We start from the raw sequence: 25,718 nt of genomic DNA on the forward strand, positions 1-25,718 counted from the left end.
ACCGCTTTGCGGTGCGAGCTTATTACCTGATGGGCGTGCTTTATAGACTTCTTAGAAGTCCATGCCGCCCATGCCGCCCATGCCGCCAGGCATGCCAGCCGGAGCTGCATCCTTCTTCGGCAGTTCAGCGATCATGGCTTCCGTCGTGATCAGGAGGCCGGCAACCGATGCAGCATTCTGCAGGGCGGTACGGACAACCTTAACCGGATCGACAACGCCAGCCTTGATCAGGTCGCCGAATTCACCATTGGCAGTGTTGTAGCCGTAGGTTTCAGAAGCATTCTCAAGAATCTTGCCAACGATAACCGAAGCTTCTTCACCGGCATTGGTCGTGATCTGACGAGCTGGAGCCTGCAGAGCGCGACGAACGATGTTGATACCAGCTTCCTGGTCGGCGTTGATGCCCTTGGCGGAGATCTTGGCCGAAGCGCGGAGGAGGGCGGTGCCGCCACCAGCAACGATGCCTTCTTCAACCGCAGCGCGGGTTGCGTTCAGGGCGTCGTCAACGCGGTCCTTCTTTTCCTTCACTTCAACTTCCGTTGCACCGCCGACGCGGATCACGGCAACGCCACCAGCAAGCTTGGCAAGACGTTCCTGAAGCTTTTCACGGTCGTAGTCCGAAGAGGTTTCTTCGATCTGCTGTTTGATCTGGCTAACGCGAGCGTCGATTTCAGCCTTCTGGCCTGCACCGTCAACGATCGTGGTGTTTTCCTTCGAGATCGAAACCTTCTTTGCACGGCCGAGCATGTCGAGCGTAACGGTTTCGAGCTTGATGCCGAGGTCTTCGGAGATAACCTGACCGCCGGTGAGGATCGCGATGTCTTCGAGCATGGCTTTGCGGCGATCGCCGAAGCCAGGAGCCTTGACAGCAGCGATCTTCAGGCCGCCGCGCAGCTTGTTGACGACGAGCGTTGCAAGAGCTTCGCCTTCGACGTCTTCAGCGATGATGACGAGCGGCTTGGAGGTCTGAACGACAGCTTCCAGAACCGGCAGAAGAGCCTGGAGGTTCGAGAGCTTCTTTTCGTGCAGAAGGATGTAGGCGTCTTCGAGGTCAGCAACCATCTTTTCAGGGTTGGTGACGAAGTAAGGCGACAGGTAGCCGCGGTCGAACTGCATGCCTTCGACGACTTCGAGTTCGGTTTCAGCGGTCTTGGCTTCTTCAACCGTGATCACGCCTTCATTGCCGACCTTCTGCATCGCATCAGCAATCATCTTGCCAATTTCGGCTTCGCCGTTAGCGGAGATGGTGCCAACCTGAGCAACTTCTTCCGACGTGTTGATCTTCTTGGCCTTGCCGAGAAGTTCAGCAACAACTTCGGTTACTGCGAGGTCGATACCGCGCTTCAGGTCCATCGGGTTCATGCCGGCGGCAACAGCCTTTGCGCCTTCCTGAACGATTGCCTGACCGAGAACGGTAGCGGTCGTCGTGCCGTCACCGGCAGTGTCGTTGGTCTTCGAAGCCACTTCGCGCAGCATCTGTGCGCCCATGTTTTCGAACTTGTCTTCCAGTTCGATTTCCTTGGCGACCGATACGCCGTCCTTGGTGATGCGCGGAGCGCCAAAGGACTTGTCGATGACAACGTTACGACCCTTCGGGCCGAGCGTTACCTTTACAGCGTCAGCAAGGATATCGACGCCGCGCAGCATCTTTTCGCGCGCAGAGCGACCGAATTTTACGTCTTTTGCAGCCATTTTACTCTCCTGGGAATTGTCCCGGTCAGATTATGGTGAATTGGTTTGTGGTATATGATCGACCCGTATGTAGGCCATATTAGCCGACGATACCGAGTCGGAGGCGTTAGCCGACAATACCCAAAATGTCGGATTCCTTCATGATCAGCAGGTCTTCGCCGCCGATCTTGACTTCGGTTCCCGACCACTTGCCGAACAGAACCTTGTCGCCAGCCTTGACTTCCAGAGCGATCAGCTTGCCAGCTTCGTCACGAGCGCCTGCGCCAACAGCGACGATTTCGCCTTCCTGCGGCTTTTCCTTGGCGGTGTCAGGGATGATGATGCCGCCAGCGGTCTTGGCTTCCGATTCAACGCGACGAACGACGACGCGGTCATGAAGCGGGCGGAACTTGATATCAGCCATGGTATAACCCTTGGTGTTATAGACGTTGAACCCTGTTAACGGATCGAGCCGATCCGCGCTTGTTAGCACTCATCATGCGAGAGTGCTAACGTGGCTCTGAGATAGAAGCCGGACCTTATCTTGTCAAGGTTGCCTGAGAAATTTGACAGATGAATGATGGTTAATTTGCACCATCCTTAACGCGGAGCGGCCACGGGTTGACTATGTCCGATCCGGCATATGGTGATGTCGTTGGCAATATCAATCCACAATGCGCAAATTGGAGAGTTCGTCGCCGATCTGCCTGAATGTTTCGCTTAGTTCACCGCCGGTTGAGTTCCAGAAAAGCTTGGCTGGTCTGCCGCTCTCCATGCGAACGCGCGAGTTTGAAGAGCAGGATCTCAACAGATCTATTTGTGCTTTCTCGGTGCTGTTCGTCTCGTTGAGATCCAATGCGACTGTCATAACGATGATATTGGCTGACTTGGCGTTGTCGCAGAGCTTTGCAAAACGCGCATTCATAGCCTTCGTATATGTACTGTTATTTTGCGAAACCGAAACGCCACTTTCCTGAAATAAACGGGCCTGGCTGTAGTGTTTGGTTATGCGAGCAGTGTAGCCGTGCGCTGAATAGTAGGAAAAGTTTGCAGCTCTGTCGGGACCCGAGCCAGCCAGTCCGTCATATTTATAATAGGTGTTGGCGCCGTCGGTCAGCACGATCACAACTTTATCATTGCCGCGTTCGGTCGAAGGCCGGGCTTCTGTAAACGGTGCTCCTCGGACGATCGTTCGCCAGCCCCAGGCCATAGCCTCGGGAACATTCGTACCGCCGCTTGGTACCATCGCCTTGATTGCGGTTTGAATTGTTTTCATCCCCTGTTCGGTAGTGACGTCCGTCAATGGGGTGAGAGGTGATGATGTGCAGCTATAGTTGGGGCCGCCGCCATTCGATCTACCGCCTCGGTAAATCTTGTCGAGGGAATCGCGCAGATAGTATTTCTTGAGGTCGCTTTGCCGGGGCGAGTAAGCCAAGGATGTGTCGTCTTGCCACCAGCTGTTCAAAACGGTGGAAGTGACGTTTCCCCTGCTATCGGTATTGTAATACTCAGCCGGGCCGAACATGGGGACAAATAATGTGTCTGGGTTGTTGTCAGAAGGAGGCGTTACATCCAGCGCATAGGTGCCCGGACGAGATTCGACACAACCCTGCCAAGGGAGCCAAGTCTCTTTCGATCGCAGGGAAAGGTCGGCATAAAGTTCTGCACGCGAATAAGGTTTGTTATTGCGTTCCCCCCAGCCGGTTCCGGATTTGTAATATCGCCCGCTGCCTACCGGCTTTTCTTCTATCTTGCGTGTACTGTCGATGGTGACAGGCAGCGTAAAGTTTTCGAGATTGACGGGAGACCTGCCTTCCGGATCCATCCAGGCTGCGTTCAAATATTGCGGGCCGACATTTACTGAACCAGCAAAGGGAACGAGTGAAAATTGCACAGGGTTTTCAACGTGGGTTATGAGCGTGGATTGCGCGGCCAATGTCTCCACGAGCTGTGAGGCGGCTTCTTTCAGAAGGTCGATGCGCTTTTTTGTCGACCCGCTTCTGGTTTCATCCATGGAGCCGGAATTGTCGAGAACGAGAGCGACTTCAATCGTGTTCTTAAGCCTGACCGAAGAGCTGAGCGTATATTGGTTTTGATCCCAATCATCTCCTGTAAGGCGAGAAGCAATGACACCAAACAGGGACTTATAAGTGAATCCAGCGGTCGCCTGTATCTGTTGATCAGTTGTTTTATCTTTGGGAAAAGCGACGTCGAAATTGACCGCATCTGCGCTCAGTGCGGTAAGGTTAGCGGTAAAAACTTGCGCACCATATACCTGCACGACAGTTTGACTTTCGCCAGTGGAAAATCTCCTACCCACAGCAAGTGCCGCAGCATCGAGCGAAGCCTGCACATTGTTGCGCACGCGCATGAGATTGGCGGAGTCGACTGCAACCATGCCGGCAAGCAACAGGGGCACCAGCACCAAAGCCATTATCATCGCAAAATTACCGCGCTCGTCTTTGGCAAAGCGCAGGCTCATGGGTTGAGTCAATTGACGAAAACCACGCAGCGCAAGCCTGCTGGTTTGAGTGATCCAGTTTTTCAATGTAGCCCCCGCCGACGGTTGTGTCTGCGACACATGAAATGAAAGGTTGTATCCGCTCCTACCAGCATCCTTCTAACAGTCAGTCACGAAGCACGGTAAATGATCGGTGAAATCACCTATGGGATAATTGGACGCGCTTTGCCGGTCGGATATCCAGGCCAAAGACCGTGACAGATGTGATTGGCTGCGTTAGATGGAGCGCTGGCTGCCTTCTCGGCAGTCTTAAAGACACCCTATAGCGGTTCTCGCCTTACCGATGGATTATCAAGAGGAAACCATGAAGCAGCTCGAACGCCTCGACGATCTGACCGACCAGTACGATGTGCTCTTCTGTGATGTATGGGGCGTGGTGCATAACGGTGAAGCCGCGTATCCGGCTGCAATCGAGGCGCTAAAGCGCGCGCGCGCCGAGGGTGTTACGGTCATTCTGGTGACGAATTCTCCAAGGCCTCATCCTGATGTCGAAAAGCAGATGTTGGGTCTTGGCGTTCCCGCCGATGCCTATGATCGTGTGGTCACGTCCGGCGATGTAACCCGTGATCTGATCGCCGAAGGTCCGCGCAAGGTGTTTCACATCGGCTGTGAGCGCGAGTTGACCATCTATGACGGTCTCGATGTTGAATTGGTCGAAGAATTCGAAGCTTCGGGGGTCGTCTGCACCGGACTTTATGATGATGAAAGTGAAACACCGGACGATTATAAGGAATTGCTGGTCCGGCTGCGTTCGCGCAATCTTCCGTTCATCTGTGCCAATCCGGACATTATGGTTGAGCGCGGTACGCGGCTGATCTGGTGCGCAGGTGCCCTTGCACGCGAATATGGCCAGCTCGGCGGACGCACCCTTATAGCAGGAAAGCCGCATCGCCCGATTTACGAGGCAGCACTGAGGTTCGCTGAAGAGATCCGCGGTGAGACAGTCGAGAAAAGCCGGATTCTCGGTATCGGAGACGGTGTCTTGACCGATGTGAAGGGAGCTGCCGATTTCGGACTGGATGTGCTCTACATCTCCGGCGGAGTTCATGCTGCGGACTATACGACCGATGGTACTGTTGACATCGCCCGAATGGAAGCGTTTCTCCAGAAGCATGGCAATCGTCCGGTTGCTGCGCTTAATGCTCTTGTTTGAGGGCGAGCAATCTCGTTACGACCAACGAAGTTCGGATCACAATGACCCCATCCAGCTTTCAGCGCCTTTCTGGAACGGATTCTTTGCCGGAACGCCTGCAGAATTGTGTCGTGGCAATCGGTAATTTCGATGGTGTCCATCGCGGCCATCAGGCTGTGCTGGAGCGCGCGCTGGAGATTGCTGAAAAAAGCGGTCTGCCAGCAGTAGTCCTGACTTTTGAACCGCACCCGCGTAGCTTCTTCAAGCCAGATGCGCCGATCGATCGTTTGACCGCAGCAGCAAAGAAGGCTGAGATTCTGCGTCTGATGGGTTTTGATGCGGTCGTTGAGCAACCATTTACCGGTGAGTTCTCGTCTCGCTCTGCGGAGGACTTCGTTGAACACATTCTGGTTGAAAGATTGCACGCAAGCTGTGTGGTCACCGGTTATGATTTTCATTTCGGCAAGGGCCGGCGCGGAACACCGGAATTTCTTCAGAAAGCTGGAGAAAAAGCCGGTTTCACGGTTACACTTGTTGACGCCTTTTCAGACGAAGGCGATAACCTCGTCTCATCGACCCGCATAAGAAATCTGCTTTGCGAAGGGGACGTCGTTCAAGCAGCGGGACTTCTTGGTTATCGCTATATGGCTTGCGGTAAAGTTATTCACGGCAAGAAGCTCGGACGTACGCTTGGATTTCCGACCGCGAACATGCAAATCGACGCGCAGGCGGGCTTAAAGCACGGAATCTATGCTGTCAGGTTCCGGCGCGAGAACGGTGACCTTAATGACGGGGTTGCAAGTTTCGGTCGTCGGCCAACCGTCGACAGTGACGGTACGCCCCTTCTTGAAACATTTCTTTTTGACTTTTCGGGCGACCTTTATGGTGAGATCGCTTGTGTATCCTTCTTTGGCTTTCTGCGCGGGGAAATCAAGTTTGATGGCCTTGATCCGCTTATCGATCAGATGAAGCGCGATGACGCAGAGGCACGAGCCCTGCTTGCAAGTGCGAAGCCACTGTCAGAACTGGATCGCTTGCTTTCTTTTGAGTGAGGTGAAGTCTTGGTTTCGTTTTCCACTTAAGATTTAAATCAAATTTTACTTATTCTCGACAAAAAGTGATAAATGCCTCAAAACTTGTTGGGGCGCTTTTTGTTGGAGTTTAATGTGGCACATATTGTTCCTTTGGCGCTCGTTGCAGGTGCCGCATTCCTAACGAGTAGTTCGCTCGCTTTCTCCGCCGATGTACAGCAAACCGATATTTATGCGGCGGAAACCGTTCAGCCCGCTCGCAAGCATTTCTGGTCCGGCGATTGGTATCTCAAGGTCGGCGCGGCAGGTCTCGTCGCTCCAAAGTTCGAAGGCTCGAACAAATATCGCTTTTCTGCCCAGCCGCTGATCTCGCTTGGCCGACAGGGGCAGGCGACGCGCTTCTCATCGCGAAATGACAACGTGTCCTTCGCATTGATCGACAATGACCGCTTCCGTGTGGGTCTCGCTGGCAAACTTCTTTTTGAGCGGGATGACGACATTCATGGCCTGAAAGACACAAAGTTTGGCGGTGAAGCGGGCGCTTTTGTCGACGTCTACCCCACCGACTGGATGCGTGTGCGTGGCGAAGTGCGTCACGGTATCCGTGCGCATAATGGCGTCGTAGCCGATATTGCTGCCGATGCATTCTATGATGTTACGCCGACTGTTCGTGTGTCGGGTGGTCCGCGTGCGACTTTCGCCTCAAAGGATTACTTCAAAACCTATTTCGGCGTCGATGCCGAGGAAGCGGTTACGTCGGGACTTTCAGAATATAGTCCGGGCGGTGGCTTCAAGTCAGCTGGTGTTGGTGGCGCAATTACCTGGAAGGCAACCGACAAGATCGATACGAGCCTGTTTGGTGAGTACAGTCGTCTGCAAGGTTCGGCAAAGGATTCAAGCATCGTGAAGGAACGCGGCTCCCCGGACCAGTTCATGGTCGGCGTTTCTGCGACTTACCGTTTCGATTTCTCGCTGGACTGACCTCAACGGTATCAATGTGAACACTTTCAGGGGGCAGGGATGCAGTTTTATTGCGTCTTTGCCCCTCTGGCCTCTTTATTCCTGCGAAGCTCATTGCTAAAAGCGTGCCCATGATGACGGATTTTCGGCTTATCATGACGGCCATACGAATTATTGGCCCGGCCTCCCGCTTTGCCTGAATGGCTGCTTTGCCAGGCAATATCTGGCGCGGAGGTCCGGGACCGACCGGCTGTGCTCTACAGCCCCCTGTTTTCTTTGATCCACTTGCCCGCCATCTCCGGCCGGGGCTTCACAGGCGAATACCCTCATGACTGAGACGACCAAAATCGATTATTCCAAAACCCTTTATCTGCCGCAGACAGAATTTCCGATGCGCGCGGGCCTGCCGCAGCGCGAACCGCTGTTCGTCGAGCGCTGGGAGGGGATGAACCTTTACAAGAAGCTGCGCGAACAGGCCAAGGATCGCCCGCTCTATGTGCTGCACGACGGTCCGCCCTACGCCAACGGCAATATCCATATCGGCCACGCACTGAACAAGATTCTCAAGGATGTTATCACGCGCTCTTTCCAGATGCGCGGATACAACTCGAATTACGTTCCGGGTTGGGATTGTCACGGTCTGCCGATCGAGTGGAAGATCGAGGAAAAGTATCGCGCCGAAGGCAAGAACAAGGACGAAGTTCCGATCAATGAATTCCGCAGGGAATGCCGCGAATTCGCGACCAACTGGATCAAGGTCCAGACGCAAGAGTTCAAGCGTCTCGCAATTCTTGGCGACTTTGAAAATCCTTACACGACAATGAACTTTCATGCGGAATCGCGTATCGCTGGCGAACTTCTTAAGTTTGCGGCCTCCGGTCAGCTATATCGCGGCTCCAAGCCGGTGATGTGGTCGGTCGTGGAACGTACTGCGCTTGCGGAAGCCGAAGTCGAATATCACGATGTCGAGTCGGATATGATCTGGGTCAAGTTTCCGGTTGCTGGCCAGAACGATCTTTCCGACAGCGCCGTTGTGATCTGGACGACAACGCCTTGGACCATCCCCGGAAACCGTGCGGTGTCGTATTCTTCGCGTATCGAGTACGGGCTTTATGAAGTTACGGAAGCTGAGAACGATTTCGGTCCGCGTCCTGGTGAAAAGCTTATCTTCGCCGACAAGCTCGCCGAAGAAAGCTTTGCCAAGGCGAAGCTTCAATTCAAGCGTTTGCGTGGTATCTCGGCTGATGAACTGGGTAAAATCGTTCTCGATCATCCGTTGAAGGGCTTTGGCGGTGGTTATGAATTCATCGTGCCAATGCTTGATGGCGACCATGTTACCGATGATGCAGGTACGGGCTTTGTGCATACTGCTCCAAGTCACGGCCGCGAAGACTTTGAGGCATGGATGAACAATGCCCGCGAACTGGAAGCACGCGGTATAGATCCGAGCATCCCGTTCCCGGTTGGTGATGACGGCTTTTATACCAAGGATGCGCCGGGCTTCGGTCCTGACCGTGAGGGTGGTCCCGCGCGGGTTATCGACGATAACGGCAAGAAGGGCGATGCCAACAAGTCTGTCATGGATCAGTTGATCGCGCGCGACAAGCTTTTCGCACGTGGTCGCCTGAAGCATTCTTATCCGCATTCGTGGCGTTCCAAGAAGCAGGTCATCTTCCGCAATACGCCGCAGTGGTTCGTCTATATGGACAAGAACCTCGGTGACGGTACGACCTTGCGTTCACGCGCTTTGAAGGCAATCGACGACACGCGTTTCGTACCGGCAGCCGGACAGACACGCCTGCGCTCGATGATCGAAGGCCGCCCGGACTGGGTGCTTTCGCGTCAGCGTGCATGGGGCGTGCCGATCTGCGTTTTTGTGGATGAAGAAGGCAACATCCTTCAGGACGATGCGGTCAACAAGCGTGTTCTCGATGCTTTTGAAGCCGAAGGCGCTGATGCATGGTTCGCCGAAGGCGCGCGCGAGCGCTTTCTCGGAAGCCGTGCCAATGAAGGCTGGACGCAGGTGCGCGACATCCTTGACGTTTGGTTCGATTCCGGTTCGACGCACACGTTCACGCTGGAAGACCGTCCGGATATGAAGTGGCCAGCTGATGTCTATCTGGAGGGCTCTGACCAGCATCGCGGTTGGTTCCATTCGTCGCTGCTGGAAAGCTGCGGTACGCGTGGCCGGGCGCCATATAATGCCGTCGTGACCCATGGTTTCACCATGGATGCGCACGGCAAGAAGATGTCGAAGTCGCTCGGTAATACAGTCACGCCACAGGACGTCATCAAGGAATCCGGTGCGGATATTCTGCGTCTCTGGGTCATGACGACCGATTATTGGGAAGATCAGCGCCTCGGCAAGAGCATCATCCAGACTAACATTGATGCCTATCGCAAGTTGCGGAACACGATCCGCTGGATGCTGGGCACGCTCGCCCACGATGAAGGCGAAAATCTTCCTCACGCTGATCTGCCGGAACTTGAACGCCTGATGCTGCACCGGTTGACTGAATTGGATGAAGTTGTTCGCTCTGGATATGATGCTTTCGACTTCAAGCGAATCGCTCGCACGCTTATCGACTTCATGAATGTTGAGCTTTCGGCCTTCTATTTCGATATCCGCAAGGACGCGCTTTACTGCGATGCGCCGTCGAGCGTTCGCCGTAAGGCTGCGCTACTGACCGTGCGTGAAATCTTTGATCACTTGACGACCTGGCTGGCGCCAATGCTGCCTTTCACCATGGAAGAAGCTTGGCTCGACCGCTATCCGCAATCGGTTTCGGTTCATGCCGAGCAGTTCCGGCCGACACCTGCCGAATGGCGGGATGATGTGCTGGCGGAAAAGTGGCGCAAGGTTCGTGCGGTGCGTCGTGTCGTTACTGGCGCTCTGGAACTGGAGCGTGCGGATAAGCGCATTGGATCGTCGCTCGAAGCTGCTCCGCTCGTCTACATTTCCGACAAGAGCTTGACCGATTCGCTCGAAGGTCTTGATTTTGCGGAAATCTGCATCACCAGTGGTATTTCATTGAGCGATGCGGCTGTACCGGAAGACGCGTTCACGCTTTCTGATGTGAAAGGCGTTGCTGTTGTGCCTGCACGCGCCGAAGGTGAAAAGTGCGCCCGTTCGTGGCGTTATACGACGGATGTTGGTTCCGATCCCGAGTTTCCCGAAGTCTCGGCGCGCGACGCTGCTGCTCTCCGGGAACTCAAGGCACTCGGCAAGCTTGAAGCTTGATGGAGTTCTGAAAATTTTACCCTCGGCGTTTCATATGTTGGGGGTATTTTCAGAAGGAAACGGCTTGCAATCCTTTCTTCGGACATGGTGAAATACCGATTAACATCGGATTGCCGCATGGGTTGCACTCATGTACAAGGCATTCCTCGGATAATTTCAAGATCTGCCTTGGAGTTGCCGGTTTCTTCAGTCAAGGCTTGCTTGAGCAAATTTTGGTGAAGATAAAATCGGCAAGCGTAAAAGAAGTGGCGCTAATGAAGATTGAAGGACGAGTTCTGGTGCTTATGACAGCGATAGCGGGCGTTTCGCTATCCGGCTGCGTTTCTTCGCCAACCTATGGAACCGACAAGACCGCAGGAGCACAGCTCTTTGACGATGTGTCGAATATGGCGAGCTTCGGACAGGGTAAGAACAAGAAAGAACGGATTGACTACAAGCCTCGCCCCGACCTGGTTCGTCCGGCTCCGGGGGATAAAGGTCAGTTGCCCGCTCCGCAACAAAGCGTTGTTAGCGCCAACGATCCGAATTGGCCAGAATCGCCGGAACAACGTCGCAAGCGTTTGCGTGACGAGATCACGGCAAACCGCGATGATCCGAATTTCGTGTCGCCGGTCGTTCAGGATGGTCCGGTAGCGTCCAACATTCAGGCAGCATTGCCGCGTGGTAACAGCCGCCGCGAAGATTATGAGTCCCGTACGCCGACATTCGACCCGGCAAAGGTTGCTGCCTACAAGGCTGCACGCCAGCAGCAGGTTCAGGGTTCCTCGACGACACGCCGTTATTTGAGCGAACCGCCGCTTACTTATCGTGAGCCTGCGTCTACTGCAGCTGTCGGCGAATTGGGTACGGACGAGGCGCAGAAGGAACGTGAGCGCAAGAAGGCATCCGGCAAATCCAAGGGCTGGCGCGACTATCTGCCTTGGAACTAATTGCTCGCTGAATTTATTTTCTTGATAATAAGCCGCAGTAAATAGAATTTACTGCGGCTTATTATTTCAGTAGTTTTAGTGAATGTTTAATCTGTTTTCTTGCAGGAAAGATTATTAAATATTTTTAATGTCGGCAATTCTGACGTATATTTGATTTCAATCAAAGATTTCTTTCATGCAAATCGTATCATGCCAACTTGGGATGTAAGGTATGATTTGATGAACGATACGAACACTATCTGGGATACGCCGTCGGGATATGGTCTGATCAGTCGATCTCTTCATTGGCTGATGGCCCTCCTGTTTCTTTGGCAGTTTGCGTCAGCAATTCTACGCGTCGTGGCTAAAGATACGATGATCTACAATATCTTCTGGTCGGCTCATTACCAACTTGGTTTCGTGCTTCTGGTGCTTGTACTATTACGTGGGGTCTGGGGATTGTTGAACTCAGGTCGTCGTCCGCATAAGTCGGGCCATGTCGGCAAACTGGCTAAACTCGGGCACCTCGTTATCTACGGCCTGATGTTCGCAGTTCCTGCATTGGCTCTGCTGCGCACATATGGCGGCGGGCGAGGCTTCTCTTTTCTTGGCATCCGGATTTTCGAGCAGACCGGTGTGAAAAACGCCGCGCTGACCGCTCCGGGCAGTGCATTGCATGGTTTGCTGGGTTGGGGCCTACTTGTGATAATTGCGGGACACGTTCTGATGGCTCTTATTCATCATTTCATGCTGCGGGATAATACGCTGCGCTACATGGCCGGACACAAGGCTCTGAGCAGAAGCTAGCGCTTGTCGCGGAAGAAATCCCGCAGGATTTTCTGTGAATCCCCCTCGGAGAAACCCGCATAAATCTCCGGTACATGGTGGCAGGTGGGCTGCGTATAAAACCGTGGCCCATGTTCCACACCGCCACCTTTCGGGTCGGAGGCACCGTAATAGAGGCGACGTATACGGGCAAAAGAAATGGCGGTTGCGCACATCGCGCATGGTTCCAGCGTCACATAAAGATCGCAGTCGACCAGACGTTCGGATTGTAGGGTTTTTCCAGCCTCACGAATTGCAAGCACTTCGGCATGGGCTGTTACGTCATTGAACTCACGTGTACGATTGCCTGCTCGTGCAATGATCGTGCCGTGATGCACAATGACTGCGCCAATCGGAACCTCTCCACGTGAACCTGCAGCGCGCGCTTCTGCAAGTGCTATCTCCATGGGGGTGGCCATATTTGGGTCCGGGACTTTGGCACTCTTATTCATGGCTGTTCCATTTCGTGCATTCTTTCGGAAATTTCGCTCGCAAGCCATGAAGCGATTTGTTACTGCATAATTCCCGAAATCGAAACCGATTTGCGAACGGATTTATACAGCGTTCCTGTTTCCGGCTGTCCCTTGCCTGTCATTAAAGGTGTAAGGTGACACGGCAGCGCTGCTGAAAGGCCAATACCAGATGACTAAAGATGATGACAACAAGGATGGCAAGCGTCCGCATGGCCGTGGAGGGCGCTCCGATCGTCCCGGTCGGCCAGATCGTGACACTCGTCCGCGCCGCGATGACGGCGGACGTGACAAGCCACGTAAATTCGCACCGCGCGACGCCGAGGGGCAAGAGGACACGGGCGAACGTATTGCCAAGCGTCTGGCACGCGCAGGCATAGCTTCACGCCGTGAAGCGGAAACGATGATCGCTGCTGGCCGTATTGCCGTGAATGGCAAGGTGCTTGAGAGCCCCGCGGTCAATGTCAAGCGCACGGATATTATTACGGTCGACGGCAAGCCATTGAAGCAGACCGAGCGTACCCGTCTCTGGCTTTATCACAAGCCTGCGGGTCTTGTGACGACCAATCGCGATCCTGAAGGTCGCCCAACGGTTTTCGAGGCGCTGCCTGCCGAGATGCCACGCGTACTTTCAGTTGGTCGTCTCGACATCAATACCGAAGGTCTGTTGCTGCTCACCAATGATGGTGGGCTTTCACGCGTTCTGGAGCTGCCTTCCACCGGCTGGCTGCGCCGCTATCGCGTTCGCGCCCACGGCAAGGTCACACAGGTGCAGCTTGATGAGCTGAAGAACGGCATTGCCGTCGATGGCGTCTTCTACGGCAGTATTGAAGCAACGCTTGAGCGGGAGCAGGGTGCCAATGTCTGGATCTCTATCGGATTGCGCGAAGGCAAAAACCGTGAAGTAAAGAATATTCTGGGCGCTCTTGGTCTGACTGTTGGACGTCTTATCCGCGTTTCATTCGGTCCTTTCCAGCTCGGCGATCTTGAAGAAGGTGCCGTACGCGAAATCAAGGGACGTATCCTGCGAGATCAGCTTGGTGACAAGTTGATTGAGGATTCAGGCGCAGATTTCGATGCGCCTGTTCTGAACGAGTTTTCCAATGCTGCTGTTCAGGGACGGACTCGTCGCGACGTGGAAGATGAGGGCGAGGAAGGCGAACGCCGGCGTGGCCCGCGCGAACGTGAATGGATTTCCAGCAGTCCTCAGCGTCGTCGCGGTCGCGACGACAAGGGAGCCGAAAAGGTTGAACCGCGTCGTCGCGGAAACGCTAATGTCTGGATGGCTCCAGGTGCGCGCCCCAAGGGCGAAAATGCGGCTGCCAAGCCCGCCCGTGTCGAACGTCAAGTTCCGCATCGTTCAGCGAAATTCAGTGGCGATCTGCAGATGCGCCCGCGTCGAGCTGGTGATGAGGAGCAGGGACGCGACGAAGGTGGTGAACGCCGCTATAACAAGCGACCGGAAGGCCGCTTTGATAAGGACGCTCGTCCACAGCGTCCGCGTCCGGAAGGAAACCGCTCGGAAGAGGGACGTCCAGAGCGCCGTGAGCAGCGTGAGGATGGACGCAAGGAGCGTCGTCCCGGCAAACGCGAGCGTGCAGAATTGCGCGACGCGGAAGGCCGGACTGTAGAGCACGGTAAGGGTGGCTTCGAGGGCCGCAAGACGGGAAAGCCGGGCGGACCGCGTGGTGAAGGTCGTTTTGGTGCATCCGATCGCGATACGCGCTCAGGCCCGCGCAGCAGCGGACCGGGTAATAAACCTCGTCGTTTTGATGATGGTCCGAAGGATGGACCGCGTCGTGGACCGGGAAACAAGCCGGGTGGTAAACCAGGTGGAAAGCCGGGTGGCGGCAAGTCAGGCGGTGGCAGAACTGGAGGCGGTGGTGCGGATCGTCGGCGGTAGATTCCGCGGGCGCGCGCTCGTAACACCTTCGACCAACGCCATTCGTCCCACCACCGATCGCACACGCGAGAGCCTGTTCAACATCCTCGCGCATAATTTCCCCGACAAGGTAGAGGGCGCACGCGTCCTCGACCTGTTTGCAGGGACAGGCGCGCTTGGTCTTGAGGCCCTATCGCGCGGTGCGCGCTACGCGACCTTCGTGGAAGAATCTGCGGAGGGGCGGGGATTGTTGCGTCAGAATATCGAGGCTTTCAGTCTGCAGGGGCACACCAAGATTTTGCGGCGCGACGCCTGTCAGTTGGGTATCGTCGGTACGATGGAGCCGTTCGACTTGGTTTTTGCCGATCCGCCTTATGGGCGGCGTACGGGGGAAAAGGCATTTTTGTCTGCACTTCAAGGTGGTTGGCTTAATCCTGACGCACTTTTGGTGCTTGAAGAAGATGCGGAGGCGGCGCTCGAACTTGATGAACGATTCGTCGTGCTGGAAGAGCGCAACTACGGGGGCACGATTATTCGGCTGATCCAGTTGAAAGCCGCCGAATGAATTAGCGGACGATTCCGTTCGCATAAAATATAACATGTCGCCCGGAAAAACGGGCGGGAATGAAACCGATTGGAGATGTCGCTTGGTGAATAACCCCTCACTCCGGCGCTTGCTGTTGTCCACCGCCTTGGGTTTCGTGCTGGCTTTACCGGTGGCAAGCGGTGCAGTCCGGGCAGAAAGCCAACCTGCCGCTGCCGCCGAAACGCAACCAGCGCCCGTGTCGCCCCCAGTCGCTGAACAAACAGCGCTTCCAGAAATCATCCAGTCGGATGGGGTCAGTCATTTCACATTGCCAAATGGTCTGGAAGTGGTTGTCATCCCCGATCATCGCGCTCCAGTCGTGACCCAGATGATCTGGTACCATGTAGGGTCGGCCGATGAAGCGCCCGGCGTTTCAGGTATCGCGCATTTCCTCGAACATCTGATGTTCAAGGGTACGAAGAACCACCCAGCTGGCGAGTTTTCGGCGAAAGTCGCCTCCATCGGCGGGCAAGAAAACGCCTTCACCTCCTATGATTATACGGCCTATTTCCAGCGGGTATCTCCCGAAGCGCTGGAAATGGTAATGCAGTTCGAGTCGGACCGGATGGAAAATCTGGTGCTCAATGAAGAAGCCGTGAAAACCGAACGGGATGTCATTCTGGAAGAACGCCGGATGCGAGTTGATTCCAATCCGGCTTCCATGCTGATGGAGAATACCGACGCTGTTCTTTTCTATAACCATCCTTATCGCAAGCCTGTAATTGGCTGGCAGCAGGAAATGGAAAAGCTAAGCCTCAAGAACGCCATCGACTTTTATCAGCAATATTACACACCGAATAACGCAACGCTCATCATCGCTGGAGACGTTTCACCGGAACGCGTACGCGAGCTGACGTTGCAGACATGGGCAAAGGTGCCGAAACGCGCGGAAGTTCTGCCGCGTGAGCGTCCGCAGGAGCCCGCGAAGCACGCCGCCCGCGTCGTGACGTTGCACGATGAGCGTGTAAGCACCCCCTCATTCCGTGTGTCGTGGCTTGTTCCTTCCTATGCGAACGAAAAACGGTTTCCGAATGTAAAACCAGGGGATGCCCCCGCCCTCGATCTACTGAGCGAAATTCTCGGCGGTTCGTTGCGTTCACGCCTTTATCAGGAATTGATTGTCAAGCAGGGTATCGCTGCCAATACGGGCGCGAGCTATGGTGGCGATGCGCTTGATGACGGCACGTTTTCTGTATATGGCGCGCCGCGCAATGGCGCGACGCTTGGCGATGTCGAAAAAGCCGTTGAAGCCGAAGTGGCACGGATCATCAAAGACGGCGTAAGCCAGACCGAGCTCGATCAAGCTCGCAATCGTTTCCTGAAAGCGGTTATCTTTGCACGCGACAGCCAGACAGGTATGTCCCGGATTTATGGCTCGTCACTGTCTGTTGGGCAAACGGTTGACGATATCCAGAAATGGCCGGAGGTCATCAAGGGTGTCACAGTCGATCAGATCAAGGATGTGGCGACGCGTTATCTCGTTAAAGACCAATCGGTAACGAGTTACCTGCTTCCTCCGGACGCCGAGCCGGAGAGCGCTCGCGAGAACCCGGATGCGTCAGCGGGAAGCGCCGGGGCCAATGGTGCGGGAGGAGCGATCCAGTGAAGAACATTCTTACGTTGAACTTCAGACGTGTTTTCGACTTTCGCTATGCCGGGTCGGCTGTGGGTGTTCTTGCCGCATCCGTGACATTGCTGATCGTGTGCGCCTTGCCGGCGCGCGCAATCGAAATTCAGGAAGTTGTTTCGCCAAAAGGTATTCATGCCTGGCTGGTAGAAGACGATTCAGTCCCGCTTATTTCCATGCGGTTCTCATTCAAGGGTGGCACATCGCAGGACCCTTCCGGGAAGGAAGGGTTGGCTAACCTGATGACAGGGCTGTTCGACGAGGGCGCGGGTGATCTGAAATCGGATGCGTTTCAGGAGAAGATAGACAATCTGGGCGCGGAAATGAGCTTTTCTGCAACACAGGATTCCGTTTCGGGTGGTATTCGCATGCTCGCGGAAAATCGCGACGCAGTCACAAACTTGCTTGCTCTTTCTGTCAACAAGCCTCGCTTCGACCAGGATGCAATTGATCGTATTCGACAGCAGGTGGTTGCGAGTATCGAATCCTCACAACGCAACCCTTCGACGATTGCATCGCGTAAGTTCTCCGAAGTTCTCTACGGGAACCATCCTTATGCGCGTCCCGACGATGGCACGGTGAAATCACTGCAGTCGATCACGCGTGACGATCTGGTGAACTTTCACCGCAAGAACTTTGCGCGTGACCGTCTGACTATCGGCGTTGTGGGTTCGATCAATGCGAAGGATTTGGGGGCGTTGCTGGATAAGGTGTTCGGCGATCTCCCCGCGATGGCCGAACTGGTTCCTGTACCCGATGCCAAACTGGCACTTGGCACGACGACCAGTCTCAATTTCGATATGCCGCAGACCTCGATCAGCTTTGTCTATCCGGCTATTCCGCGCAAGGATCCCGAATTCTTTGCAGCCTATCTGATGAACCATATTCTGGGTGGTGGCTTTACATCGCGTCTTTATGCCGAAGTGCGTGAAAAGCGTGGCCTTGCCTATTCGGTATCGTCATCCATGGTCATGCGCGATCACGTTTCGGCATTGATGATTTCGACTGCGACCCGTCCTGACAAAGCGCAGGAATCCCTGAAGATTATCCGCGAGCAGGTTGCTGCTATGGCCGCGGACGGGCCCACGGAAGAAGAACTCGCTGCTGCCAAAAACTTCCTCAAGGGATCTTACGCCGTCAACAATCTGGATTCATCCGCCGCTATTGCTGAAACTCTCGTTAGCTTGCAGGAAGCAGAACTTCCGCGTGATTATATCGACAAGCGTTCGGGGTTGATTGATGCTGTAACGTTGGATCAGGTCAAGGCTATTGCCAAGAAACTGCTTGAAGCGGAACCGGCAATATTGATTTTCGGCCCGGCCCAAAGCTAAAAGGTGCCAAATTGGAAAAGGCAGTGCCGTCATCGCCCCGAATTGCCGTCGCTTTCGGCGGAGGTGGGGCACGCGGCATTGCCCACATCCATATTGTCGAGGTGCTCGATGAACTTGGTATCAAACCGGTTGCAATTGCAGGCTCGTCGATAGGTTCGATCGTTGGCGCCGGAATGGCGAGCGGCATGACGGGCAAGGAAATTCATGAATATATGGCGGCGATTTTCAATCGCCGCTCCGAAGTCGCAAAGCGTATGTGGCAAACCCGCCCTGCGCGCTGGGTAGAATTGCTGAAAGGTGGCTTGCGCGTCAGCCAGTTCAATATCGAAAAGGTGCTGGACGTCTTTTTGCCTGCAAGCCTGCCGATGAATGTAGAAGAGCTGAAAATCCCGATGACTATCACAGCGGCGGACTTTCACGCCGCTCGGGAAATCCATATTCGCGATGGCGATCTGCATTCGGCCATCGCGGCATCCTGTGCCATACCACCAGTTTTCGCACCAGTACGCCGGGATGGCCGCATTCTGGTCGATGGCGGTTTGTTCAACCCCGTGCCCTTTGATCTGCTGTTTGATGAGGCTGATATTGTCATCGGTATCGACGTTGTCGGCACGCCGGTCGGACCAGATGACTATATGCCTACCACGTTCGAGGCAGTGATCGGAGCGAACCAGCTGACCATGTGCTCCATCATCGAAAACAAATTTCGAATTCGCCCCCCGCACATTTTCATTCGCCCTAATGTCGAGCGGATCGGTCTTCTGGATTTCCTGAAGTTCGAACAGATATTGTCACAGAGCGCCAGTGTTCGCGACGAACTGAAACGTGCTCTCGAACTGACAGTCGAGGGAAAAGTGGTGCCGATAAATTCAACGCTTGCAACCTGAATCTACCGGCTTCCTATACGTTTGCTATTCCGCCGGAACGGGTGATCCGACTGTGTCACTTGACGACGAGGCGGATACGATATCATCCGCGCCTTTGTCGATGCGCTGACCTTCGCGGGCAGGTTTGACCAGAGGCTCTGGTGTGACCGGTTTGTTAAAGAGCAGATGGCGACCAGCCATGATTCCTTCCGAAGCCTGCACGTGGAGACGATCTTCGTCGCGCTGGCGAACGTCTTCACGAATTTCGTAGGCTTGGGTTTCGGCTATGCCGAGCCCTTCGAGTGTACGCTGACCAAACAGCAAACCGGATTCGAACGTTTCGCGCAGTTCATACTCGACACCTTGAGCGCGCAGTTGCAGCGTATGTTCCCGATCATATGAACGAACGAACAGCCGCACATCCGGGTATTCGGATTGTATAAGGTTGATGATGTGGTTGGTCGTTTCCTTCTTGTGGGTACAGATGGCAACGATCTTCGCTTTTCTTATACCTGCCGCTTCCAGCACGTCTTTACGAGTACCGTCGCCAAAATAAATACGGAAGCCAAATTTTCCGGCAGCACGCACGCGATTGGGCGAACTGTCAATCACGGTTACGTCGATACCGCCAGCGAGCAGGATTTGCGATGCAATCTGACCGTATCGCGAGAAGCCGATCATCAATACGTCAGAACCGGCACCTTCGAAGTTTTCCTCAATTTCATCGACAGTCTTGTCCTTGATAAGCAGCTTTGAGCCAATCAAAACGGAAAGCGGTGTTAGCGCCATGGATACGGTGACGGCGGCTACAAGCTCTGAACCGAGTGCGCTTGAGATTATGGACGCGGCAGAAGCTGCCGAGAAAAGAACAAAGGCAAATTCGCCGCCTTGCGGCAGAAGAAACGCAATTCGCACAGCATCGTTATGGTTGGACCGGAAGACACGGCACAGCAGATAGATGATCGCGATCTTGGTTGCCATGAAAATGGGAACAGCAAGAAGGATAACCTTCCAATACTGTACGATCACAGTGAGGTTCAGCGAAAGACCAACCGCCACGAAAAACAATCCGAGAAAGATTCCGCGAAATGGTTCGATATCCGCTTCAAGTTCGTGTCGGTAGGATGATTCCGCCAGCAAAACACCAGCGATAAATGCACCCATGGCCATCGAAAGGCCAGCCGCCTGAAGCAGGCTGGCTGATCCGAGCACCACAAAAAGCGCTGCTGCGATCATCACTTCGCGAGCGCCGGTATTGGCGATAATGCGGAACATCGGATTGATGAGATAACGTCCGGCGACCACCAGTGCCGCGATGGCCGCAATTGCTGTGGCAAGATGGAAACCCGCGCTCGCCTGCGACGGTTCGGTCGGCGAAAGTGCCGGAATAATTGCAAGGATCGGCACGATGGCGAGGTCCTGGAACAGCAGGATCGAAAAAGCACGTTGACCGTGTTTCTGGTTCGTTTCGGCCCGGTCCTCCAAAACCTGCATGGCAAATGCCGTAGACGAAAGTGCGAGACCGAAACCGATGATGATCCCTGCTTCGGGGCTGAGGCCCGCAAAGTAGATGCCAAGAGCAGTCAGGGCTGCTCCACAAAGCAGAACCTGCGCGGTACCAAGACCGAAGATTGATTGGCGCAACGCCCAAAGTCTTGAGGGTTTCAGCTCAAGTCCGATGATGAAGAGAAGGAAGACAACACCAAGCTCGGAGAAGTGCAGGAAATCTTCGCCGTCTGCAATGAGGCGAGCTACGGGTCCGATCGTGATGCCTGCCGCAAGATAGCCGAGGACTGTACCAAGCCCTAATCGCTTGAACAGCGGCGCAGCGATAATCGCACCGCCCAAAATCATCAGACACTGCAGGTAGAGACTTCCGCCAGTTGCAACCATGCCAAGCTCTTGGAATTTGGAGAAATGTAGGAGGGCTTGCCTTGAAGCCCTAGGATTTCGGCAATATAGAAACAAGATATGGCTGTAATCAGCCCGATGTCGAACAATTTGACGATATTTTTTAGCAAGTCCCGGTTTCGGTCCCGCTGCAAATTGTATTGCGAGGTTGAACCGTGATGAACTTGGGAAACTCGGATTATATAATGATTTCAGATAATTCGGCGGAGAAACTTGTCGATCGCGCAGCCGTTCTCGTGGCTGCAGCCAAACGGGCGGGAGCTGATCAGGCTGACGCAGTCGTGATGCGAGCACGGTCAGTTAGCGTATCAGTGAGGTTGGGCAAGGTTGAGGGAACCGAATCGTCGGAAAGTGACGATTTCGCTCTGCGCGTTTTTGTGGGCCGTCGCATTGCGAGCGTTTCGGCCAATGCGAGCGCCGATCCCGACCGTCTCGCCGAGCGTGCTGTTGCTATGGCACGCGTTGCGCCGGAGGATCCCTATGAGCAACTCGCAGACCCATCGCTGCTTGTTGTTTCGCCTCGTGATCTTGATCTCTACGATTCAACGGAAATCGATTCCGACCGTTTGACGCAGGACGCACTTGCGACGGAAGCAGCTGCACTCGCAGTCAGCGGCGTGACGAATTCAGGCGGAGCTGGTGCCTCGCGCAGCCTGGGTGGTCTGGTGCTGGTCACATCGACAGGCTTTTCGGGGCATTATGCTGCTACACGCTTTGGACGATCGGTCTCGGCCATTGCGGGCGAGGGCACGAAAATGGAGCGCGATTATGATTTCAGTTCGCGCCTGCATTTTTCTGATCTTGATACGCCTGATGATATCGGTCGTCGCGCTGGTGAACGCGCTGTGCGGCGGTTGGGTGCACGTCAGGCGAAGACGGGGCCTGTCACCGTTATCTACGATCCTCGCCTTGCGCGCGGTATTGCGGGACATCTTGCAAGCGCGATTAATGGCGCTTCTGTTGCACGCAAGACGAGTTTTCTTCGTGACAGTCTCGGTAAACAGGTTCTCAAGAACGGCATAAATGTTACTGACAATCCGCTGCGTGTGCGCGGTTCGTCTTCGCGCCCGTTCGACGGCGAAGGGATTGAGGGGCAATCTTTGACGATGGTGGAGGATGGCGTTCTCAAACACTGGCTGCTTTCTGGATCGAGCGCCCGGGAACTGGGCCTGCAAGGCAATGGTCGTGGTGTTCGTTCGGGCTCTGGCGTTTCGCCTGCTTCAACCAATTTTGCCATCGAGCCCGGTTCGCAGTCGCCGGAGGAATTGATCCGTGCAATAGGCACAGGTTTTTATGTGACAGAGGTATTCGGGCAGGGCGTTGACATGATCACGGGCCAATATAGCCGCGGCGCGTCGGGGTTTTGGATCGAAAATGGCGAACTTGCCTACCCGATCAGTGAAGTGACGATTGCTTCGAACCTCAAGGACATGTTCCTCAATATGACACCCGCCTCCGATATTGACCGAAACTTCGGGATGACGGCACCGACACTCGTAATTGAAGGCATGACTCTTGCCGGAAACTGACAGGCACAACGAAATTGTCAGTGAACTGACGCTTCTGCGTGATGCTGCGCGTGAAGCCGGACGTATCGCGATGCGCTACTTCGGTCGTTCTCCGGAAGTCTGGCTGAAGGATGGTTCATCGCCGGTCAGTGAAGCTGATCTGGCTGTTGACCGCTATCTAAAGGATGTTCTTTTGAAAGCGCGGCCAGATTATGGCTGGATATCGGAAGAGACCGTCGATGAACGGGCGGCTGAAAAACGCAGCCGCGCCTTCGTTGTCGATCCGATTGACGGCACCCGTGCATACATCGCTGGACAGGATCAATGGTGTATTAGCATAGCCGTTGTGGAAAATGGCCGCCCGTTGGCTGGCGTTCTGGAATGTCCGGCGCGCAACGAACTCATCGAAGCAGGGAAAGGCGTTGGGGCTTCACAAAACGGTGCTGTGATACGTGTCAGATTACCATCGCCCGGTGAACAGGTGACAATAGCATCAGCCCGCAATATGGTGACGGCACTCCCGGAAAGCTGGCGGGATCGTGTAAAGATTCATCCCTATGTTCCCTCGCTGGCCTACCGTATCGCTATGGTGGCGCGTGGAGATATAGCGGGCACCTTCATTCGGCCAAATTCACATGATTGGGATTTGGCAGCAGCTGATCTGATCCTGAGTGAGTCGGGCGGGGCAATCCTGACAAGCGATGCCCTACCGATCCAGTATGGTGGTCCGACGTTGAGCCATGGCGCTCTCGTTGCCGCCAGCGGAGACCTTCTGCAAAAAATGTTGAGTGTTGTCGCGGACTGACCCTTGGGTTAATCATGCCGCGAACCAATTTTGTTCAGGGATAATTGTCATGAGCGTCGAAGGCGACAAAAAGCAGCTTCTTCATCTGGTGTTCGGCGGTGAGCTGAAAAAGCTCGGTACCGTTGAGTTCCGCGATCTTGAAAACGTCGATATCGTTGGCATCTACCCGGATTACGAGTCGGCCAAGACCGCATGGAAGTCGAAGGCACAGCAAACAGTAGACAATGCTCATATGCGCTATTTCATTGTGCACCTGCATCGGTTGCTCGATCCAGAAGGCGTGACGCTGAAGGCGGATTGAGCAGTTTGACTGCTCCCGGCCAATATCGGATGCAAAGCGGAGATAGCCCGGGTCAGACCACCGGGCATAAGAAGCAAGGATTCGCGAAGCGCCTCTGGCGACGTATTCGCGGGCCACTGGCGCAGTCTGCCGTGGTTAAAGCCATGCTGGTCTGGCTGATCACCTCCTACTTCAAGCTTGTCTATTTCACAAATTCTCGCTTGAAAGAATCAGCAGACCCACAGGCGCTGGTGGGTAAAGACGATCCTTTCATCGTGACTTTCTGGCATGGGCAACATCTCATGGGACCGTTCATCTGCCCCAAGGGAATTGAACTTGTCGCCATGTTTTCGCGCAGTGCAGATGCGGAACTGAACGCTCGTGTTGCGGAAAAACTTGGATTGTTGACAGTGCGTGGCTCTGGTGGACGAGGTTCGCGCTCCAAGCCTGAAAAGGGAGGCGCGCGCGCGCTTCTGACGTTGAAGAATGCTCTCAAAAACGGGCAGTCGGCATCAATTATAGCGGACATCGCTCACGGCAAAGCGCGTGAGGCCGGAGAAGGCATCATTTTATTGGCGAAATTGTCCGGTCGTCCGATAATACCGGTTGCTTATGCTTTCTCACGGAACCATGTTCTGGAAAAGTCCTGGGATAAAACGACGATTCCGCTGCCCTTTGGGCGTTCGATTATCGTGCGCGGCGACAATGTATGGGTCGACGCGGATGCCGATGAAACGCAATTGGAAGAAAAACGCATGGAGCTAACGCGCCAACTCAACGACGCGACCGTCAAGGCCTATGCTGCGTTGGAGAAAGCGAAATGAGCGAACGCTGGGCGCGCAATATGTTGTCTGCCTACCGTGCACTCGGTTCCGCGGCCTATCCATTTATGGGGCCTTACATCGCCTATCGTGCGTCTCGCGGCAAGGAAGAGCGCATGCGCCGCGGCGAGCGCTACGGCAAATCCGCCATAGCACGTCCGCAAGGGCCGGTTATCTGGGCCCACGCGGCAAGCGTTGGTGAAACCGTCGCGATCACGCCATTGATTGAGCGGATCGCTGCGACTGGTATCCATATCGTGCTGACGACAGGTACTGTGACGTCGGCAAAAGTTGTCGCAGATCAGTTAGGTAGTAAGGTCATTCACCAATACGCGCCGCTGGATTTGCAACCGGCGGTTAACAGGTTTCTCAACCACTGGAAACCTGATCTTGCCATCGGTTGTGAATCTGAAGTCTGGCCTGCTACTGTGCTTTCACTTGGCAGTCGCCACACGCCGCAGGTTCTGGTCAATGGGCGCATGTCTGACCGCTCTTTTGCTGCCTGGCAGAAAAGACCGGCTCTGGCCGAAGCGCTCTTTGAAAATTTTGCCTATGTGGTCGCACAGTCGGAACTAGATGCAGATCGCTTTCGTACGCTGGGAGCGCGGCCTGTCAGTGTTTCAGGTAATCTCAAGGTCGATACGAATCCGCCGCCGGCTGATCCACAGGCTCTGGCCGCATTGCAACGCCAGATCGGTGGACGGAGAACGTGGGCCGCAATTTCGACCCATGACGGCGAAGAAGCGATCACAGCAGAAGTTCATCAGATGCTGAAAGTACGCTATCCGCATCTTGTCACGATCATCGTGCCGCGTCATCCAGATCGTGCTGCGGCCATTCAGGCTATGCTGGCTGAAAAGGGGCTCAAGGTTGCGCGTCGCAGCGCCAATGAGCCGATTGAAGCCGACACAGATATCCTGCTCGGAGATACCATTGGGGAGATGGGACTTTATCTTCAGCTCACCGAAATAGCATTTATTGGCAATTCGCTGACCAAGGAAGGTGGACACAACCCTCTGGAACCGGCGATGATGGGAACTGCTGTGTTAACAGGACGAAATGTCCAGAATTTCCGTGAATCCTTCCAACGCCTCATCAAGAATGGGGGCGCACGCATTGTGAAGGATCGCAATATGCTCGCAGGAGCGATCAATTTCCTGTTCAACAACCCTCAGCATCTCCGTGCCATGATCAATGCCGGGGTGAGCACGGTCAGGGATATGCGCGGCGCACTGGATCGTACGCTTGTCGCACTCGAGCCGTTTATCCAGCCATTGATCCTGCAGGCACAGTTACCCGGCAATCGCAATGAGGCTGCCTATCAGACAGGCGGTCACTGAGC

General features: G+C 54.7%; 21 protein-coding genes. 16 read left to right on the plus strand and 5 right to left on the minus strand.

What is annotated here, in order from left to right:
• Nucleotides 1-51 precede the first annotated feature (51 nt).
• From groL to CES86_RS18355, 3 genes are all read right to left on the minus strand, one after another.
• Nucleotides 52-1,692: a chaperonin GroEL gene (gene groL / locus CES86_RS18345; protein WP_010660991.1), complete on the minus strand. Its 1,641-nt coding sequence runs from the start codon at nt 1,690-1,692 to the stop codon at nt 52-54.
• 106 nt (nt 1,693-1,798) lie between these two features.
• A complete protein-coding gene (groES, locus tag CES86_RS18350) occupies nt 1,799-2,095 on the minus strand; it encodes a co-chaperone GroES (RefSeq protein ID WP_006472506.1) in 297 nt (98 codons plus the stop codon).
• 240 nt (nt 2,096-2,335) lie between these two features.
• On the minus strand, nt 2,336-4,219 hold the full coding sequence (locus tag CES86_RS18355) for a pilus assembly protein (protein ID WP_235819937.1): 1,884 nt from the start codon (nt 4,217-4,219) through the stop codon (nt 2,336-2,338).
• 277 nt (nt 4,220-4,496) lie between these two features.
• Here CES86_RS18355 and CES86_RS18360 point away from each other — a divergent pair, with 277 nt between their 5' ends.
• The 6 genes from CES86_RS18360 to CES86_RS18385 all read left to right on the plus strand — a co-directional run bounded on the left by CES86_RS18360 (nt 4,497) and on the right by CES86_RS18385 (nt 12,271).
• A complete protein-coding gene (locus CES86_RS18360) occupies nt 4,497-5,345 on the plus strand; it encodes a TIGR01459 family HAD-type hydrolase (protein ID WP_029927977.1) in 849 nt (282 codons plus the stop codon).
• Between the two features lie 41 nt (nt 5,346-5,386).
• The gene (locus tag CES86_RS18365; RefSeq protein ID WP_029376216.1) at nt 5,387-6,376 is read left to right on the plus strand and encodes a bifunctional riboflavin kinase/FAD synthetase; all 990 of its coding nucleotides are present in this window, start codon (nt 5,387-5,389) and stop codon (nt 6,374-6,376) included.
• Between the two features lie 72 nt (nt 6,377-6,448).
• Nucleotides 6,449-7,336, plus strand: coding sequence for a MipA/OmpV family protein (locus CES86_RS18370; protein WP_374828132.1), 888 nt, complete (start codon nt 6,449-6,451; stop codon nt 7,334-7,336).
• A 307-nt stretch (nt 7,337-7,643) separates the two neighbouring features.
• Complete coding sequence (gene ileS, locus CES86_RS18375; RefSeq protein WP_029927974.1) at nt 7,644-10,556, plus strand: isoleucine--tRNA ligase; 2,913 nt, start codon at nt 7,644-7,646, stop codon at nt 10,554-10,556.
• Nucleotides 10,557-10,810: 254 nt separating this feature from the next.
• Nucleotides 10,811-11,485 (plus strand): hypothetical protein, encoded by a 675-nt coding sequence (locus CES86_RS18380; protein ID WP_011982750.1) that lies wholly within the window; start codon nt 10,811-10,813, stop codon nt 11,483-11,485.
• Between the two features lie 219 nt (nt 11,486-11,704).
• Complete coding sequence (locus CES86_RS18385; protein WP_029927972.1) at nt 11,705-12,271, plus strand: cytochrome b; 567 nt, start codon at nt 11,705-11,707, stop codon at nt 12,269-12,271.
• On the opposite strand, the gene CES86_RS18390 is transcribed toward CES86_RS18385, so the two are convergent.
• Complete coding sequence (locus CES86_RS18390; protein ID WP_010660999.1) at nt 12,268-12,741, minus strand: nucleoside deaminase; 474 nt, start codon at nt 12,739-12,741, stop codon at nt 12,268-12,270. The genes CES86_RS18385 and CES86_RS18390 overlap by 4 nt on opposite strands.
• Nucleotides 12,742-12,931: 190 nt before the next feature.
• Here CES86_RS18390 and CES86_RS18395 point away from each other — a divergent pair, with 190 nt between their 5' ends.
• The 5 genes from CES86_RS18395 (at nt 12,932) to CES86_RS18415 (ending at nt 19,072) form a co-directional block, all read left to right on the plus strand.
• Nucleotides 12,932-14,662 (plus strand): pseudouridine synthase, encoded by a 1,731-nt coding sequence (locus CES86_RS18395; RefSeq protein ID WP_010661000.1) that lies wholly within the window; start codon nt 12,932-12,934, stop codon nt 14,660-14,662.
• Nucleotides 14,643-15,206, plus strand: coding sequence for a 16S rRNA (guanine(966)-N(2))-methyltransferase RsmD (rsmD, locus tag CES86_RS18400; RefSeq protein ID WP_094515073.1), 564 nt, complete (start codon nt 14,643-14,645; stop codon nt 15,204-15,206). Before CES86_RS18395 ends, rsmD begins: the two co-directional genes overlap by 20 nt.
• A gap of 85 nt (nt 15,207-15,291) precedes the next feature.
• Entirely contained in the window at nt 15,292-16,833 is a 1,542-nt protein-coding gene (locus CES86_RS18405; protein ID WP_010661002.1) for a M16 family metallopeptidase, read from the plus strand.
• A 5-nt stretch (nt 16,834-16,838) separates the two neighbouring features.
• The gene (locus CES86_RS18410) at nt 16,839-18,185 is read left to right on the plus strand and encodes a M16 family metallopeptidase (protein WP_235691860.1); all 1,347 of its coding nucleotides are present in this window, start codon (nt 16,839-16,841) and stop codon (nt 18,183-18,185) included.
• Nucleotides 18,186-18,196: 11 nt separating this feature from the next.
• Nucleotides 18,197-19,072: a patatin-like phospholipase family protein gene (locus tag CES86_RS18415; RefSeq protein ID WP_029376221.1), complete on the plus strand. Its 876-nt coding sequence runs from the start codon at nt 18,197-18,199 to the stop codon at nt 19,070-19,072.
• 24 nt (nt 19,073-19,096) lie between these two features.
• On the opposite strand, the gene CES86_RS18420 is transcribed toward CES86_RS18415, so the two are convergent.
• Nucleotides 19,097-20,944: a monovalent cation:proton antiporter-2 (CPA2) family protein gene (locus CES86_RS18420; protein ID WP_029376222.1), complete on the minus strand. Its 1,848-nt coding sequence runs from the start codon at nt 20,942-20,944 to the stop codon at nt 19,097-19,099.
• A 203-nt stretch (nt 20,945-21,147) separates the two neighbouring features.
• On the opposite strand from CES86_RS18420, the gene CES86_RS18425 reads away from it, so the two are divergent.
• From CES86_RS18425 to waaA, 5 genes are read left to right on the plus strand one after another with little or no spacing between them, the layout of a single operon-like run.
• Nucleotides 21,148-22,491 carry a TldD/PmbA family protein gene (locus CES86_RS18425; RefSeq protein WP_010661006.1) on the plus strand — a complete coding sequence of 448 codons (1,344 nt, stop codon included), beginning with the start codon at nt 21,148-21,150 and terminating at the stop codon, nt 22,489-22,491.
• A complete protein-coding gene (locus tag CES86_RS18430) occupies nt 22,478-23,275 on the plus strand; it encodes a 3'(2'),5'-bisphosphate nucleotidase CysQ (RefSeq protein ID WP_010661007.1) in 798 nt (265 codons plus the stop codon). Before CES86_RS18425 ends, CES86_RS18430 begins: the two co-directional genes overlap by 14 nt.
• Before the next feature lie 49 nt (nt 23,276-23,324).
• Nucleotides 23,325-23,576 carry a DUF4170 domain-containing protein gene (locus tag CES86_RS18435; RefSeq protein ID WP_010661008.1) on the plus strand — a complete coding sequence of 84 codons (252 nt, stop codon included), beginning with the start codon at nt 23,325-23,327 and terminating at the stop codon, nt 23,574-23,576.
• Nucleotides 23,577-23,605: 29 nt separating this feature from the next.
• Nucleotides 23,606-24,379: a lysophospholipid acyltransferase family protein gene (locus CES86_RS18440; RefSeq protein WP_010661009.1), complete on the plus strand. Its 774-nt coding sequence runs from the start codon at nt 23,606-23,608 to the stop codon at nt 24,377-24,379.
• The gene (waaA, locus tag CES86_RS18445) at nt 24,376-25,716 is read left to right on the plus strand and encodes a lipid IV(A) 3-deoxy-D-manno-octulosonic acid transferase (protein WP_010661010.1); all 1,341 of its coding nucleotides are present in this window, start codon (nt 24,376-24,378) and stop codon (nt 25,714-25,716) included. Before CES86_RS18440 ends, waaA begins: the two co-directional genes overlap by 4 nt.
• The last annotated feature ends 2 nt before the right edge of the window (nt 25,717-25,718 follow it).

This window comes from Brucella lupini (assembly GCF_002252535.1).
GTDB lineage: Bacteria > Pseudomonadota > Alphaproteobacteria > Rhizobiales > Rhizobiaceae > Brucella > Brucella anthropi.